General features: G+C 62.0%; 16 protein-coding genes. 9 read left to right on the top strand and 7 right to left on the bottom strand.

Annotated features, from left to right (window positions below; translation table 11 throughout):
* The first annotated feature begins 159 nt into the window (after nucleotides 1–159).
* Both J2R76_RS02570 and J2R76_RS02565 read left to right on the top strand, forming a co-directional pair.
* Nucleotides 160–921, top strand: coding sequence for a hypothetical protein (locus J2R76_RS02570; RefSeq protein WP_057019101.1), 762 nt, complete (start codon nucleotides 160–162; stop codon nucleotides 919–921).
* Nucleotides 922–933: 12 nt separating this feature from the next.
* On the top strand, nucleotides 934–1,695 hold the full coding sequence (locus tag J2R76_RS02565) for an SDR family oxidoreductase (protein WP_016846385.1): 762 nt from the start codon (nucleotides 934–936) through the stop codon (nucleotides 1,693–1,695).
* A 366-nt stretch (nucleotides 1,696–2,061) separates the two neighbouring features.
* On the opposite strand, the gene J2R76_RS02560 is transcribed toward J2R76_RS02565, so the two are convergent.
* Nucleotides 2,062–3,285, bottom strand: coding sequence for an MFS transporter (locus J2R76_RS02560; RefSeq protein ID WP_253623742.1), 1,224 nt, complete (start codon nucleotides 3,283–3,285; stop codon nucleotides 2,062–2,064).
* A 116-nt stretch (nucleotides 3,286–3,401) separates the two neighbouring features.
* Here J2R76_RS02560 and J2R76_RS02555 point away from each other — a divergent pair, with 116 nt between their 5' ends.
* Complete coding sequence (locus J2R76_RS02555; RefSeq protein WP_253623741.1) at nucleotides 3,402–4,658, top strand: NupC/NupG family nucleoside CNT transporter; 1,257 nt, start codon at nucleotides 3,402–3,404, stop codon at nucleotides 4,656–4,658.
* Between the two features lie 95 nt (nucleotides 4,659–4,753).
* On the opposite strand, the gene J2R76_RS40925 is transcribed toward J2R76_RS02555, so the two are convergent.
* Nucleotides 4,754–4,984: an MGMT family protein gene (locus J2R76_RS40925; RefSeq protein WP_076830218.1), complete on the bottom strand. Its 231-nt coding sequence runs from the start codon at nucleotides 4,982–4,984 to the stop codon at nucleotides 4,754–4,756.
* Between the two features lie 342 nt (nucleotides 4,985–5,326).
* On the opposite strand from J2R76_RS40925, the gene J2R76_RS02550 reads away from it, so the two are divergent.
* On the top strand, nucleotides 5,327–5,638 hold the full coding sequence (locus tag J2R76_RS02550) for a hypothetical protein (protein WP_076830221.1): 312 nt from the start codon (nucleotides 5,327–5,329) through the stop codon (nucleotides 5,636–5,638).
* A 49-nt stretch (nucleotides 5,639–5,687) separates the two neighbouring features.
* Here the strand turns inward: J2R76_RS02550 and J2R76_RS02545 are convergent, their stop codons facing one another.
* Entirely contained in the window at nucleotides 5,688–6,098 is a 411-nt protein-coding gene (locus tag J2R76_RS02545; protein ID WP_076830224.1) for a response regulator, read from the bottom strand.
* 5 nt (nucleotides 6,099–6,103) lie between these two features.
* The gene (locus J2R76_RS02540) at nucleotides 6,104–6,493 is read right to left on the bottom strand and encodes a response regulator (protein WP_076830227.1); all 390 of its coding nucleotides are present in this window, start codon (nucleotides 6,491–6,493) and stop codon (nucleotides 6,104–6,106) included.
* A 390-nt stretch (nucleotides 6,494–6,883) separates the two neighbouring features.
* On the opposite strand from J2R76_RS02540, the gene J2R76_RS02535 reads away from it, so the two are divergent.
* Nucleotides 6,884–7,846: an HWE histidine kinase domain-containing protein gene (locus J2R76_RS02535; protein WP_244558904.1), complete on the top strand. Its 963-nt coding sequence runs from the start codon at nucleotides 6,884–6,886 to the stop codon at nucleotides 7,844–7,846.
* Between the two features lie 310 nt (nucleotides 7,847–8,156).
* On the opposite strand, the gene J2R76_RS02530 is transcribed toward J2R76_RS02535, so the two are convergent.
* Nucleotides 8,157–8,723, bottom strand: coding sequence for a cupin domain-containing protein (locus J2R76_RS02530; protein ID WP_076830233.1), 567 nt, complete (start codon nucleotides 8,721–8,723; stop codon nucleotides 8,157–8,159).
* 100 nt (nucleotides 8,724–8,823) lie between these two features.
* Nucleotides 8,824–9,114 carry an usg protein gene (locus J2R76_RS02525; protein WP_026192965.1) on the bottom strand — a complete coding sequence of 97 codons (291 nt, stop codon included), beginning with the start codon at nucleotides 9,112–9,114 and terminating at the stop codon, nucleotides 8,824–8,826.
* Between the two features lie 395 nt (nucleotides 9,115–9,509).
* Here J2R76_RS02525 and groES point away from each other — a divergent pair, with 395 nt between their 5' ends.
* Entirely contained in the window at nucleotides 9,510–9,824 is a 315-nt protein-coding gene (groES, locus tag J2R76_RS02520; RefSeq protein WP_021077770.1) for a co-chaperone GroES, read from the top strand.
* Between the two features lie 45 nt (nucleotides 9,825–9,869).
* Complete coding sequence (groL, locus tag J2R76_RS02515) at nucleotides 9,870–11,510, top strand: chaperonin GroEL (RefSeq protein ID WP_076830236.1); 1,641 nt, start codon at nucleotides 9,870–9,872, stop codon at nucleotides 11,508–11,510.
* Nucleotides 11,511–11,708: 198 nt separating this feature from the next.
* On the opposite strand, the gene ltrA is transcribed toward groL, so the two are convergent.
* The gene (gene ltrA, locus J2R76_RS02510) at nucleotides 11,709–13,058 is read right to left on the bottom strand and encodes a group II intron reverse transcriptase/maturase (RefSeq protein ID WP_253623740.1); all 1,350 of its coding nucleotides are present in this window, start codon (nucleotides 13,056–13,058) and stop codon (nucleotides 11,709–11,711) included.
* A gap of 1,749 nt (nucleotides 13,059–14,807) precedes the next feature.
* Between ltrA and J2R76_RS02505 the strand changes: the two genes are divergently transcribed.
* On the top strand, nucleotides 14,808–15,023 hold the full coding sequence (locus tag J2R76_RS02505; protein WP_028352345.1) for a hypothetical protein: 216 nt from the start codon (nucleotides 14,808–14,810) through the stop codon (nucleotides 15,021–15,023).
* A gap of 39 nt (nucleotides 15,024–15,062) precedes the next feature.
* The gene (locus tag J2R76_RS02500; protein ID WP_057018449.1) at nucleotides 15,063–15,260 is read left to right on the top strand and encodes a hypothetical protein; all 198 of its coding nucleotides are present in this window, start codon (nucleotides 15,063–15,065) and stop codon (nucleotides 15,258–15,260) included.
* Nucleotide 15,261: the final 1 nt, after the last annotated feature.

The following is a 15,261-nucleotide window of genomic DNA, read 5'->3' as shown; positions in this document are numbered from 1 at the left end:
CCGGAACAGGGCGCCCGGACGGACCACCGCCGGGACCGGCGGCCCCGACCCGCGCGACCGGCCATCGCACGTCCCGTCACGGGGAATTGGGGTTGGATGCATCCTCGAAATTGGCTACACGTTTCCCGCCGAGAAACTCGGACCGTCTGAGGGCTTTAAATGACCTATTGCTGCGGAATTCTGGTGCGCGACGGGCTCGTCATGATCGCCGATACCCGCACCAATGCCGGCCTCGACAACGTCTCGACCTTCCGCAAGCTGCACATCTTCGAAAAGCCTGGCGACCGCATCATGGCGATCGCCAGCGCCGGGAATCTCGCGATCAGCCAGTCGGTGCTGTCGACCCTGACCGAGGGCATGGAAAATCCGGACACCGGCGAGCTCGAGACGCTGATGAACGCCCCGACCATGTTCCAGGCGGCGCAGCGGATCGGCCGCGCCATCCGCTCCGTGCACGCCACCGAGGGCGACGCACTGCGCGCCGAGGACATCTCCTTCGACGTCTCGTTCCTGTTCGGTGGCCAGATCAAGGGCTCGCGGATGCGCCTGTTCATGGTCTACACCGCCGGCAACTTCATCGAGTGCACCACCGACACGCCGTACCTGCAGATCGGCGAGCACAAATACGGCAAGCCGGTGCTCGACCGCGCCATGCATTACGACGTCGAGCTCTACGAGGCGCTGAAGACCGGGCTGATCTCGATGGATTCGACGATGCGCTCCAACCTCGGCGTCGGCCTGCCGATCGACGTGCTGGTGGTGCGCACGGACGCCTGCGAGGCCGACCTCAACCACCGCATCGAGGCCGGCGAGCCCTATTTCCACGACCTGCGCTCACGCTGGTCGGCGGCGCTGCGCGCGGCGCACCAGAACATTCCACGCCCCCCCTACAAGAACGAAACCGAAGCAAAAACCAAGTAAGAGGAAACTCGGATGACTGAGGCAACCAGCAAGATCGCACTCGTGACCGGCGCCGGCACCGGCGTCGGACGCGCCGCGTCGCTCGCTTTGATGGACAAGGGCTACACCGTGGTGCTCGCCGGGCGCCGCATGGAGATGCTGGAAGAGACCGCCAAGCTCGGCCCCGCCGGCAAGAGCCTGTGCGTGTCGGCCGACATGGCCAATCCGGCCGCGATCGCAGCCCTGTTCGACAAGGTGAAGGCGACCTATGGCCGGCTCGACGTGCTGTTCAACAACGCCGGCATGGGCGCGCCGCCGGTGAACTTCGAGGATCTGCCGCTCGAGCAGTGGCAGGCGGTGGTCAACACCAACCTCACCGCGCCGTTCCTGTGCACCCAGCACGCCTTCCGCATCATGAAGGACCAGAAGCCGCGCGGCGGCCGCATCATCAACAACGGCTCGATCTCGGCGCATGCGCCGCGGCCGTTCTCGGCCGCCTACACCTCGACCAAGCACGCCATCACCGGCCTCACCAAGTCGTCCAACCTCGACGGCCGCATGTATGACATCGCGGTCGGCCAGGTCGATATCGGCAATGCCGCGACCCCGATGACCGACCGTATGGTCAACGGCCCCGGCGTGCTGCAGCCGGACGGCACCACCAAGCATGAGCCGCGCATGGACGCCAAGGCGGTCGGCGACGCCGTGGCCTACATGGCCGGCCTGCCGCTCGACGCCAACGTGTTGTTCATGACGGTCATGGCGACCAAGATGCCGTTCGTCGGCCGGGGCTGATCTTCTCCTCCCTGCTTGCGGCAGGACCCTCACGACGGCCGGCCGGGCTTGTCCCGGCCGGCCGGCGCCGGGGCACGCTGCCAAATTATCGAAAACAACCCCATGCAAAGGAGCCGGCAGCTGCCGGCGTTCGACACGGCAACTTGACACGTCGGGCAAATCAGCGATACTTTTCCATTATTCCGAAATCATGAAAAGCTTGCCCCGGGGCTGATCTTCCCCTTCTCCCCGCGCGCGGGAGAACGTCGGGATGAGGGGGAGTCTCCACGAGGATGGTGAGAGACAAACGCGCGGAGAGTCCCCCTCACCCGGATTGCTGCGCAATCCGACCTCTCCCCGCAAGCGGGGCGAGGTAAGGGAAGTGCCCTACTCCAGCTTCTCGACGTCCCGCAGCGTCGGGAACAGCTTCATCCAGAGCAGCGCGACCGCGACCGTGGCGACGCCGCCGAGCACGGCCGACGGCACGGTGCCGAGCAGCGCCGCGGTGACGCCGCTCTCGAACTGGCCGAGTTGGTTCGACGCGTTGATGAACAGGAAGTTCACCGCGCCGACGCGGCCGCGCATCTCGTCGGGGGTGGCGAGTTGCACCAGCGAAAAGCGGATCACGACACTGATCGTATCCGCGGCGCCGAGCACCGCGAGCGCCAGCGCCGACAGCCACATCCAGTGCGACAGCGCGAACACCACCGTCGCAACGCCGAACACGATCACCGCCTGGAACATGCGCATGCCGACGCGGCGGTTGATGGTGTGCCGAGCCAGCACCATCGTCATCAAGAGCGCACCGACCGCGGGCGCAGCGCGCAGGATTCCGAGGCCGAGCGGACCGGCTTGCAGGATATCGCGCGCATAGATCGGCAGCAGCGCGGTGACGCCGCCGAACAGCACCGCGAACAGATCGAGCGAGATGGTGCCGAGGATTGCCGGATTGCTGCGAACGAAGGTGACGCCGGCAAACAGGTCGTCCGACGACCCGCCGTTCTTCACCGGCGCCTGCTGCAGCCGGCCGATGCCGCCGGTCAGCAGCGCACCGAACAGCCAGAACACCATCATGATGCCGTAGGGCGCGCCCGGCATCAGGGCATAGGCGAAGCCGCCGAGCGCGGGTCCGGTGATGGTCGCGACCTGCGCCGCGCCGCTCGAGATCGCGGTCGCCCGCTGCAGCGAGCCTTGCGGCGCGATCAGCGGCAACAGCGCGGCGGTCGCCGGACTCTCGAACGCGCCGGCGATCCCGAGCACGAAGGTCGCGACGAAGATCTGGATCTCGGAGATGGTGCCGGCAAAGGTGCTTCCGGCGAGAAACAATGCGGTCAGCGCCTCCGCGATCTGGCAGGCCTGCACCACGCGCTTGCGCTCGAAGCGGTCGGCGGCGTGGCCGGCGACGAATACCAGGAGCGCCGTCGGCAAAAACTGCACAAGTCCGACCATGCCGAGGTCGAACGCGCTGCCGGTCAGATTATAGATCTGCCAGCCGATCGCCACCGCGCCGATCTGGCTGGAGAAGCGCGACAGGCTGCGCGACGACAAGAAGAACAGGAACGGTCTGTGGCCGAGCAGATCGCGGGCGCCGGCCGGCGTGGCGGAGGACATGGATGATTGCGTGGCCGAGCGCCTGCAACTTGTCAATGGATACGAGATGAACGCGCAACAGCATTGCGCTGCGCGAGGCCCCTGCCCATAATCCCGCGAGAGTTCTTGGGGGCGTGATGCTGCAGTTGCAATCGGCGTTCGGCGTGGTGGCGTTGCTCTTGATCGCCTGGGCGCTGAGCGAGAATCGCCTGAAGGTGTCGCTGCGCCAGGCGGCGATCGGGCTTGTCGTCACGATCGTCACGGCTCTGGTGCTGATCAAAGTGCCGCTGGTGACGCAGGCCTTCGGCGCGATCAATGACGCCGTCGGCACCATCGCCGCCGCGACGCGCGCCGGCACTGCCTTCGTGTTCGGCTATGTCGGCGGCGGCCCGGCGCCGTTCGATCCCAAGGCGCCCGGCTCGGATTTCATCCTCGCCTTCCAGGCGCTGCCGATCGTGCTTGTGATGAGCGTGCTGACGACGCTGTTGTTCTATTGGCGCGTGCTGCCGCCTGTCGTGCGCGGCATGGCCTGGATCCTGGAGCGCACGCTCGGCGTCGGCGGCGCGGTCGGGCTCTCGACCGCGGCCAATATCTTCCTCGGCATGGTCGAAGCGCCGCTCTTCATCCGCCCCTATCTCGCACAGCTGACGCGCTCCGAATTGTTTCTGGTGATGACCGGCGGCATGGCCGGGATCGCCGGCACGGTGCTTGTGCTGTACGCCACGCTGCTGGCGCCGCTGATCCCGGATGCGGCCGCGCATTTCGTCATCGCCTCGGTGCTCGGCGCGCCGGCCGCTATTTTAGTGAGCCTGATCATGGTGCCGGAAACGTCCGGCAAGCGCACCGGCGGATCGCTCGACAATCCCGATATCCAGGTGTCGTCGACGATGGACGCCATCGTGAAGGGCACGGCAGCCGGGCTCGAGCTCTTGATGAACATCATCGCGATGCTGCTCGTGCTGGTCGCGCTGGTGTATCTGGCAAACGCGATCATCGGCCTGCTGCCGGAGATCGGCGGCGCGAAGATTTCGCTGCAGCGCCTGCTTGGTTACGTCATGGCGCCGGTGTGCTGGCTGATGGGCCTGCCCTGGCCGCAGGCGATCACGGCCGGAAGCCTGATGGGCACCAAGACCGTGCTGAACGAGTTGATCGCCTATGTCGACCTGTCGAAGCTCGGCCCCGACGCGCTCGATCCGCGCTCGCGGCTGATCATGCTCTACGCGATGTGCGGCTTTGCGAACTTCGCGAGCCTCGGCATCATGATCGGCGGCCTCGGCATCATGGCGCCCGAGCGGCGCGACGAGATCAACGCGCTCGGGCTGAAGTCGATCGTCTCGGGCACGCTGACGACCTGCCTGATGGGCGCGATCGTGGGGATGCTGACGCAGCCGTAGTCGCAGTAGCCCGGATGGAGCCAACGGGTCGCGCGATGACAGGCTCCGCGCAATCCGGGGCGGTGCTGACGCGGTGAAGCTCCCTGCCAAGCGGATCATTGTTGGGCCGGCCGACGGCGCGGGCGCACGTAGCCGCGCATTGAGCCGTCGCTTGCAATAACGCGATGACAGGGGATCGATGGGTCGTCATTCGTGCGCATTATGGCACCGACCGCGCGCGCAGCCTTCGGATTGCCGGCTTTAGCAGCGACAGCTTTGTACGTCATGGCCTTCCCCTTTGGGATCTTGCGCACGATGTCGCGGACCTTATCTGAAAAGGTTTTCATAAATCGAGTGTAGCAGATTTCTCAGAGGGTTTTCGCCATTTTACTTGCGGTTGGACGAGCGCGTCGCGTTGGCACGGAAGATTCGACCGGACGTGCCGGTGTTAGTTTCGAAGTGCGCGCCGCCGTCTTAACATTGCGGGGCAGCTATTGGCCCCTAGCGTCGTTTGCCGCGCAGTGCCGGCGTGGACGCAAACGGAGCATTGCGGACATCGACCGGCGGCTCCGCCCGATGCGATTCGACGTGAATGACCCGCTGTGGACATTGCCATACTTCTGAGGTGACTTTATCCGCTGACCCCCATAGTTCAGCCGAGGAGAATTGTCGGGTCTCGCGACGACCGGATGTCAGAGTTCGCCTTAGCCGAAACCAGATATGCTCTGAGCGGCGAGGTCAATATCGCCTGTCAAGTGATGGGTGAAGGACCTATCGACATCATCATGGTTCTTGGTGGGTTCTCGCACGTCGATTTTCAGCACGAAACGTCCGGATATACGGCATTCTTGCAGCGGCTTTCAGCCTTTGCGCGTGTCACTACATTCGACAAAAGGGGCGACGGACTATCCGACCGGATTCCGCTGCTCCTTCCCTTGAGCAACGCATGGACGACGTTCGCGCCATCATGGATACAACAATTGGCGCATCACAAGCGGTGATCATGGGGAATTCCGAAGGCAGCGCGATGAGCGCACTGTTTGCAGCCACCTATCCTGCGCGGGTATCGCGGCTGGTGATTTTCGGCGGCTTCCGGGTCGCGAGCAGTTGGCGAATGTGATCCAACACGGGGCGATAATTCAGCTTCTTCGCTGCCTGCGGGCCTTCCTCGCAAAGGTCACCCGCGAGCGCGAGGACCTTGCCGACCGTCGCGCCCAGCATTGTCTTCACAGTTGGGTAGTTGCTCCGTATCCACGCAGAAAGAGCAAACCCAGAGCCGGTGGCGCCGCCTACGTCGATCAGGGCGACTTCAATACAGTGTTTCCCGCCTTCGAGGCATTCACGTGCCTCATCGTGTTGAGTTGCTTCCATCACGCGATAGCCGCACTCACGAAGGTACTCCGCCAGCGGATGGCGCACGAGCACGTCCTGCTCGACGATCAATACAGTTGTTGCTTGCATGCTTACTACAGCGCCGGGCCGAGCATCTCCGCGATCAGCATCGCGATCTGCCTGGGATCGTAGGGCTTGCTGATGAACCTACCTACGCGGCTCGCTGCGCTCTCCAATTCTGTGCTTCCAGAGGCAACGAGGATAAGGAGCATCGGTTGCATGACGCGGACCTTCCCAGCCAACTCCAGACCATCAAGGGTTCCGGGCATCCGGATATCGGTTATCAGCGCGTCAATCCGCTCGCCTGATGAGATGTAGTCCATCGCGTCATCGGCGGTCCTCGCCTCAATAACCTCAAACCCCGCGCCTCGAAGCTGCTCAGCTACGTCAAATCGGATGAACCATTCGTCCTCCACGAACAAAACCCTGATCCGTTCGCTCTTTTGCTGCGCTTGGGGGACCATCGTTGGCTCCTCGGATGCTGGTCAGCCAACCTACAGAGGGGCGCAACGTTCCAAGCCATTGAGTTCTTTTGCTAATTTGGCGTCGTGGCGGGAACATTCTCGGCCGACCGCCGACCTACAGCGGCGGTTGATGACTGCTTATGGCCCGTTGCGACAGCTCGTTATGCCCATCTCGTCGTTGCTCTGTTGACATCAGTGTTTCGTGGGCCATTGTTCCCGATTCCAATGTTTGCTTTGTTGATCGCCATGGGCACTGTTCGAGAAGTAAAAGGCGATTTTCCGCGGGCTGAGGGCGAAGCTGCCGCACTCATCCGGTCTTTCGACTGGTCCAGCACCAGCTTGGGACCAATCGTTGGGTGGCCAACGCACCTCAGGAGCGCGGTGAGCCTTATGCTGCCGGCCAAAGCACAAATCGTGCTGTTTTGGGGAGCCGAATTTGTCGCTCTCTACAACGACGCCTATGCTCCTACGATAGGTCAGAAGCATCCAAAGGCACTTGGGCGACCAGCACGCGATAATTGGGCCGAGCTGTGGGACGATTTAGGACCGCTTCTCAGGCGCGTCCTCGACACCGGCGAAACAGTCTTCGCGAAGGACCGCCCCTTCTACATTGAGCGGCACGGCTACCCAGAGACAGTTTATTTCGACATCTCGTATTCTCCAGTTCAGAACGAGGCTGGCGAAACTGGCGGTGTACTCTGCATCGTTAGTGAGACTACCGAACGTGTAATTGCGCAAGAACGCCAACGGTTGCTCGCTCGGGAGGCAAACCATCGCGTGAAGAACATGTTTGCCGTTTTCCATGGCATCATAAGTCTGAGCGCTCGGTCAGCCAGAACTCCGCAAGAGATGGCTCAATCGTTACGAGGCCGTCTCGACGCTCTAATGCAGGCCAAGGACCTAATCCGTCCTGGAATCATGGGTACGGAGGCGCATAGCGAGCGAACGACGGTGGGAGACGTGGTGCGAACGGTCTTGCGGCCGTATGAAGATGACGCGTCCAGCGAACGCATCATGGTAAGAGGACCAGCTGTCCCCGTGGGTGCTATGGCCGTTACAAGCCTCGCACTCGCGCTGCATGAAACCACTACGAATGCGGCCAAGTATGGGGCGTTGTCGGAACCAACCGGTTCAATAAACATCGCATGGGACACGCAAGGCGGGGACTTGCATCTTGAATGGGAAGAGACAGGCGGCCCAGTGATTGTTGCTGCGCCTTCGGCAAAGGGTTTTGGGAGTGTGCTTGCGGAGCGCAGCATTGCCGCTCAACTGGGCGGCAAGGTGGAATATGATTGGTTACCGAGCGGGCTCAGGTTAAGGGTTTCGATTCCTTTGGATCGTCTTGCAGTCTGATTGCGGGGATAGTCTGTTTCGGGCTACTTGACGCCGCTCCTCCAATAGCGCCGACAGAATAACTGTTGGTGGTCTCATTCACTTTGGAACGTCGGCAGTTGGCCCATCGCGACATCTTGCGTTGCCGCACGAACTTGGTCGCTATCGGGGCAAAGCGGACGTAGAGTCACGCCGACGGTTTTATGGGTACACAGCCCTAGCTAGAAAATCGTCATGCCCGGGCTTGACCCGGGCATCCATCGACCAAGGAGAATCTTGCGAAGCAAGCTGGATGGCCGGGTCAAGCCCGGCCACGACGAGTGCGTGAGCACTACGCCTTCAGCTCCACCGTCTTGAACTCGGCCGGCAGGATCACTTCCAGCAGTTCGACGTCGTCGGAATAGTCCAGGATCATGTGCCGGATGCGCGGCGGCTGGGTCCAGGCACTGCCTTGCTGCATCAGCGTCTCGCCCTCGCCTTCCATGTAGGTCTTCACCCAGCCCTTGAGCACATAGACCATCTGGAAGTCGACATCGTGGAAGTGCAGCTTCGACACTTCATCGGGATTGCACGGTCCCTGCAGCCGGATGACATGTGCCTGCGCGAGGCCATGCGACGCGGCTGATATGCCGAGGTCGCGGTACTTGGCGTAGGCGCGCAGCCCGTCGGCCTTGAAGTCCTCTTCGCGGTGATGGCTGATCGCGACGCGCTGCTTCGGCCACGCCTTGGCTGCGGCTTTCGGCGCGCTCTTCTTGGCCGCCGGGACGCGGCCTTTCGACTTGATGGTCTTGCGCGCGGACGATTTCGCGGACGTCTTCTTGGCGCCTGCGCCAAGCCCCGACCATTTCTTCTTCACCGCGGTCTTGGCTGCCGATCTTGATGCCGTCTTCTTGGCCATTGTTTCGCCTCCCGTCTTTTTGTGACGGAGAGAGGCTAACACAAGTCGCGCGCCGCGAGGCGAGCAAAGGCGCAGAGCCGCGCCCTGCTACGTTTGCTGATCAATGCAGCCGGAACACGCCGTCGACGGCACGCAGCTCGGCCGGCTTAACCAGCTTGGAATGCGCCACCGTCACCGAAAACAGCGGGCCTTCGAGCTTCGCCTGCCAGAACGCGAGGAAATCCTGCAGCGCCGGAAATTTCGGAAACAGGTCGTAGTTCTGCCAGACATAGGTCTGCAGCAACGAGGGGTGATCCGGCATCCGATAGAGGATTTGCGCCGTCGTCAGCCCGTACCCCAGCAACTGCTTCCGGAAATCGTCGGAAACAACCCCACCAACTCGCGAGACCATGCCAACCTCCTGTGACGGAGCGCATTCACGTGGTGGCCGACCTCCCCCGCCGGACCACCGGCAATGGATGCGCTCACATGAGAGAAATGTGACGCACGCGACTAACCCATCTCAAGCCTAAATGTTTAATAGGTTGTTGAAATTTCTTGCGTTGGCAGCAGCTTACCGCATCTGCTAATAGCCCCGGCAACCCCTCTTGGGCGGCATTAAGGATGCCGAAATGATCTCGGCATCCTCTTGGCAGGCGGTACTCACGAGTGCCAATTTTTCTGCTAGAGGCACTTGCCCGCCGCCAAGGCTTGGCCTATCTCCTGCCCAACCAGTCTGGCACTCGCTGGACTGGACTGCTAACTCTCCAAAAATCTAGAGCATCTACAAATGTTTAGGAGGACTGCATGAAATTCCGTCCGCTTCACGACCGCGTCGTGGTCAAGCGTATCGACGCCGAAGAGAAGACCGCTGGCGGCATCATCATTCCGGACAGTGCCAAGGAAAAGCCCTCCCAGGGCGAAGTCATCGCCGTTGGCCCGGGCGGCCGCGATGAAGCTGGCAAGCTGATCCCGATCGACGTCAAGGTCGGCGACCGCGTCCTGTTCGGCAAGTGGTCGGGCACCGAGGTCAAGATCGACGGCGAAGACCTGCTGATCATGAAGGAAAGCGACATCATGGGCGTGCTCGACGTCCCCGCTTCCAAGAAGAAGGCGGCCTAAGCGCCTCCCTCCCTCCCAGGTTAAATCTTTCAAGGAAAAACTCAGATGGCAGCTAAAGAAGTCAAATTCTCCGTCGAGGCGCGCGACAAGATGCTGCGCGGCGTCGACGTTCTCGCCAACGCGGTGAAGGTCACCCTCGGTCCGAAGGGCCGCAACGTGGTGCTCGAGAAGTCGTTCGGCGCTCCCCGCATCACCAAGGACGGCGTCACCGTCGCCAAGGAGATCGAGCTCGACGACAAGTTCGAGAACATGGGCGCCCAGATGGTGCGCGAAGTCGCCTCCAAGTCCGCTGACGCGGCCGGCGACGGCACCACCACGGCAACCGTGCTCGCCCAGGCGATCGTGAAGGAAGGCGCCAAGTCGGTCGCCGCCGGCATGAACCCGATGGACCTGAAGCGCGGTATCGACCTCGCGGTCGAAGCCGTCGTTGCGGACCTCCAGAAGAACTCGAAGAAGGTCACCTCGAACGAGGAGATCGCCCAGGTCGGCACCATTTCGGCCAATGGCGATGCCGAGATCGGCAAGTTCCTCGCCGACGCCATGAAGAAGGTCGGCAACGAGGGCGTGATCACGGTCGAGGAAGCCAAGTCGCTCGAGACCGAGCTCGACGTCGTCGAGGGCATGCAGTTCGACCGCGGCTACATCTCGCCCTACTTCGTCACCAACGCCGACAAGATGCGCGTTGAGATGGACGACGCCTACATCCTGATCAACGAGAAGAAGCTCTCCTCGCTGAACGAGCTGCTGCCGCTGCTCGAGGCCGTGGTGCAGACCGGCAAGCCGCTGGTCATCGTCGCCGAGGACGTCGAAGGCGAAGCTCTCGCCACTCTCGTCGTCAACCGCCTGCGTGGCGGCCTGAAGGTCGCGGCCGTCAAGGCTCCGGGCTTCGGCGATCGCCGCAAGGCCATGCTGCAGGACATCGCGATCCTGACCGGCGGCCAGGCCATCTCGGAAGACCTCGGCATCAAGCTCGAGAACGTCACGCTGCAGATGCTCGGTCGCGCCAAGAAGGTGATGATCGACAAGGAGAACACCACGATCGTCAACGGTGCCGGCAAGAAGGCCGACATCGACGCCCGCGTTGCCCAGATCAAGGCGCAGATCGAGGAGACCACCTCGGACTACGACCGTGAGAAGCTGCAGGAGCGTCTCGCCAAGCTCGCGGGCGGCGTCGCGGTGATCCGCGTCGGCGGCGCGACCGAGGTCGAGGTGAAGGAGCGCAAGGATCGCGTTGATGACGCGATGCATGCGACCCGTGCGGCTGTCGAGGAAGGCATCGTCCCGGGCGGCGGCGTCGCCCTGCTCCGTGCCTCCGAGCAGCTCAAGGGCCTGCGCACCAAGAACGACGACCAGAAGACCGGCGTCGAGATCGTGCGCAAGGCGCTGTCGGCTCCCGCTCGCCAGATCGCGATCAACGCCGGTGAAGACGGTTCGGTCATCGTCGGCAAGATCCTGGAGAACAAGACCTACAATTACGGCTTCGACTCCCAGACCGGCGACTATGCCGACCTCGTCAAGAAGGGCATCATCGACCCGACCAAGGTCGTGCGCACCGCGATCCAGAACGCTGCCTCGGTTGCCGCGCTCCTGATCACCACGGAAGCGATGGTTGCCGAGCTGCCGAAGAAGAACGCCGGCGGCCCCGCGATGCCTCCGGGCGGCGGCATGGGCGGCATGGACTTCTAAGCGACGAAGTCGTCCCGGACGCGGTGCAGCGCGAAGCGGTGCACCGCAGAGCCGGGATCTCGCTCAACGACAACGAAATCGGGATAGGGGGGAGCCTCGCAGCCCCTCCCACCGGGTCACCGGAGGCGGTCGCCCGCCCCCGGTTCCCACAGAACGTGGCGTGCGGATTTCCCGCACCGACGCTCTTCGACAGTTGGTTCACAGCACTGCAAGCGCTTGCAGCTCCCGATAAGGGAGGCGCAGCTTAGGCTTCAGCAACGGTGTCCGTTCTTTGATTTGGTTGAAGGCGTCCCAAGTGAGGCGTCGGCCTGCCCAGCTGCGGCTGCGCAGCATTCCGCGCCAGTAACGCTCCACGGCCCGATAGACTTTTACGAGGCTCCGGAGATTTCCGGCGACGCCGTAATAGCCATAGTAGCCGCGCAGGACGAGGTTGATTTCATCGGCCTGGTCACTGATCTTGTAATGCCGTATTTGCCGCATCAGCTCCTGCAGAGACATAAGGCTGCGCTTTAGCCGAGATTTCTCGGTGCGCATCCCAACCTTGAAGTTGCCTTTTTGGTTTCGCGTGCAATAGAGCGTCAGCCCCAGAAAGTAGATTGTTTCCGGGCGGTTTCTGCCGCGTTTGCCCGCATGTCTTTGCGCGAACCGACCAAACTCGACCAACTTGGTCTTGGTCGGCTCTAGAGTGAGGCCGAACTTCCCCAACCGAAGACGCAAGGCCTCCTGTACGCGGGTGGCGTCCGATCGATATTGGAAGCAGATCACAAAGTCGTCGATATAGCGCACCAGTCGGGCTTCGCCCCGCAACCGACCCTTCACCACGCGTTCGAACCAGAGGTCGAGAACGTAATGAAGGTAGAGGTTGCTCAAAAGCACACTGATCGATCCGCCTTGTGGCGTTCCTTGTTCGCTCGGGTGCACCGCTCCGTCTTCCAGGATGCCCGCTTTCAACCAGCGCCGGATCAAGCTGATCAGGCGCGGATCACCGACTCGATGTTCGACAAACCGGAGGACCCGATCATGATCGAGACTCCCGAAGAAGTTCTTCAAATCCGCCTCCAACACCCAGCTGATCATGCCGCCGGCGATCACCTCATTGAGGGTCGCCAAGGCATGATGGGCGCTGAGCTTCGGCCTGCCGCCGAACGAGCAGGGTAAGAAGTCCTGCTCGTAAATAGCGGCCAGCACCTCAGCCGTGCTGCGCTGGAGCGCCCGGTCGGCGACAGTTGGAACCCCGAGGGGGCGCTTCTCCGTCTTACCGGGCTTGGGGATATAGACCCGCCGAATGTTCGGCGCCCGATATCCCTGGCGATGGATGGATTGGAGCATTGGCCCTATCCAGTCCTCGAAGCTCTCCTTCGCCGCCTCCACCGTCTGTCCGTCCACCCCGGCGGCGGAGCGCTTCGGAATCTGTAATAGATTCTTTTGCACTCGGTCGCGCGTGATGTGATGGGCCAACGAGGTGAAGCGAAGATTTGTCTCGCGCCGAGCTTTCACTGCTATTTGTTCAAGTTTCGTTTCCATGGTCAGCTGATCTTCTCTTTGCATAGAAGGCCGTAACTCCCGTTGAATGGAGCCCATGTCGCCCAAGAACAATTCAACTACCGCTGACCGCTTCCCCATGTGGCCGGCTCTCCCGTCCTCGGAGTACTATCGGTCAGTCTGACTTCCACCCGGTCGTCAGACCCTTCTCACCTCAGCGGCTTGGCAGGTCTTACAAGCTTGCGCTTGAACCGGATGGATCTCCCTTGTTCACGCTGCTTCCTTTGATTGCATGCTGGCGGTACGAACCCCGGGAGCACCTCTGACCGCTCGCGTTGTCGCGGCCTGCGGTTCCGCCTTCCCCTTTGAGAGACAGGGTCGGCTACTCCGATCACGTTCGATTTCGGGGCTATTTTCCCGTTCACTTCATTCCGGCCTACAACCTCCCTGTCTACGCTTCGCAACGGCCGTTACCGGACGCCACGCAAGACTCGGTTCGCGGCTGCTCGCTAGGCTTTGCCGCGGCCGTCATCTCAGACGGCAGACTTCAACGCGCTTGCAAGGCGCAACTCCCACACCACCGTACATACGGGTCCGTATACGGCGGTTCGCTGGATTAAGCGGCAAGAGTTGTTCTGTTGCCGCCGTAGTTTGGGTGTCAGCAATCGTCGCGCCAGCTTCGACTCCTCTGATCAGCGTCAGTCAGGGTTTCACCCCTTCCCGCCGTTCCGAGGCCAGTTGCCCGGAATTCAGTCGCATGGCCGATGCGATATCGCTGCATCTACTCGTCACTTCCAGCGTTCAGGCCTTCGGCGAAACTCGTTCCGCCTACTATGCCCTCTGCTGACTTCTGCACTGCGGTCAGATCGCCTTACGACGACCTCAGTCTCGTTGCCGAGACGCAGCGCAGATCTCCCGAGGTAAGATCGACCGCCTTCGCCGCACGCCCGCCGGATTTACCACCCCGGCCCCGATGACCGTGGACTTCGCGATCACGTGCTCGCTCGTCCGGCCGGGTAGGCCTCGTTTATCCGGTTTTTGTCCATCGGGCCGCGGCTTTGCTCCACGCTTCCTTCAGACCCCACCTCGCGATGACGCCCTTGCGCTTCGCTAATCCTTCACCGTCATCAGGCTGGATAGAGGACTTCCACCTCCAAGCTGCCGGTCATGCTCGGCACACACGCAAAACCCCGGCAGCGATGCCGGGGTTTTTGTTTGGGGCAGGCTCGCCGGGCGACTTACCGCAGCGCGGCCAATGCGAATACTTCCACAACCTCGCGCTGATGCAAGCGCCTCACATTGCTCACGGCATGCAGGTTATGCACAACACTCTCCGTAAACATACGTTGGTCTGAGTTGACAATTTCAAAAAAAATTTCGTGCGAGAGTCGCAAACCGAACCGACAGCGTCATCTTCGTCCCCCACAGTAGCTTCGGGACAAGATCGAAGTTCACTCCAACAATCTGAATTGAGCACGGAGCGTCAGCTCCCGTGACGCGGGCAAGCGTTGCGGAGAATGCTTTCACTTGCGAGGGAGGCAGTGCAGTGAGCGAAAGCGACAAGGTTTTCAGCCGAGCCGCCTGAAGAAGCGGCGTTGAAGTCACATCGAGGATTCGTTCAAGGAGGGACCTGGCCGGTTGGAAGAAGCCCAGTGACGAGAGCATGCAGCCCCCACTGCCCGATGCTCCGTCAACCGCCGCAGGTGCGCGATGCCCCCCAACTACCCCGCGCACCGATCAGGCCAATCCAACCGGCCGGACTATTCTGCAAGGCAACAGGCAAAAAGCAAAAGGCAATATGGGAGGGAGGCGCTCATGGGCATGGTGATGGTCAGATGTCCGCAAACCGGGCACGCGATTTCCACCGGAATCAAGACCGATCGCGAGAGCTTTCGACGCAGTACCGTGTTCTTCTCGCGCACGCCCTGTCCATTTTGCCGCGCGGATCACGCCTGGTTTGCGCGGGACGCCTGGGTCGATGAGCCGAGCATCCGCGTGCGGCGGCGCCGCGGCGGCGGTTCACCGGCCTGAAATGGCCACCACTTTTGACGACCGCGATGGAGGGACACCATGGCGCAGGTACAGATCTCGACCGAAACATCTGCCTGGCTGCTGCAGGCCAAGGACTTTCTCGATGAAGCACGACGGCTGAAGCCCGGTCCGAAGCGCAATGAGTTGCGCGAGACCGCAAAGGTGCTGCGTGAGATTGCGGAGCTCGAAAGGGTATCCTCCCCGACGCGGGAGCTTGATCGGCGGCCGGGAAGCTGAT

The sequence above is a fragment of the Bradyrhizobium sp. USDA 4532 genome (genome assembly GCF_024171315.1).
GTDB lineage: Bacteria > Pseudomonadota > Alphaproteobacteria > Rhizobiales > Xanthobacteraceae > Bradyrhizobium > Bradyrhizobium australafricanum.
The sequence above is the reverse complement of the archived record's forward strand: the minus strand, read 5'-3'. Positions and strand labels throughout refer to the sequence as shown.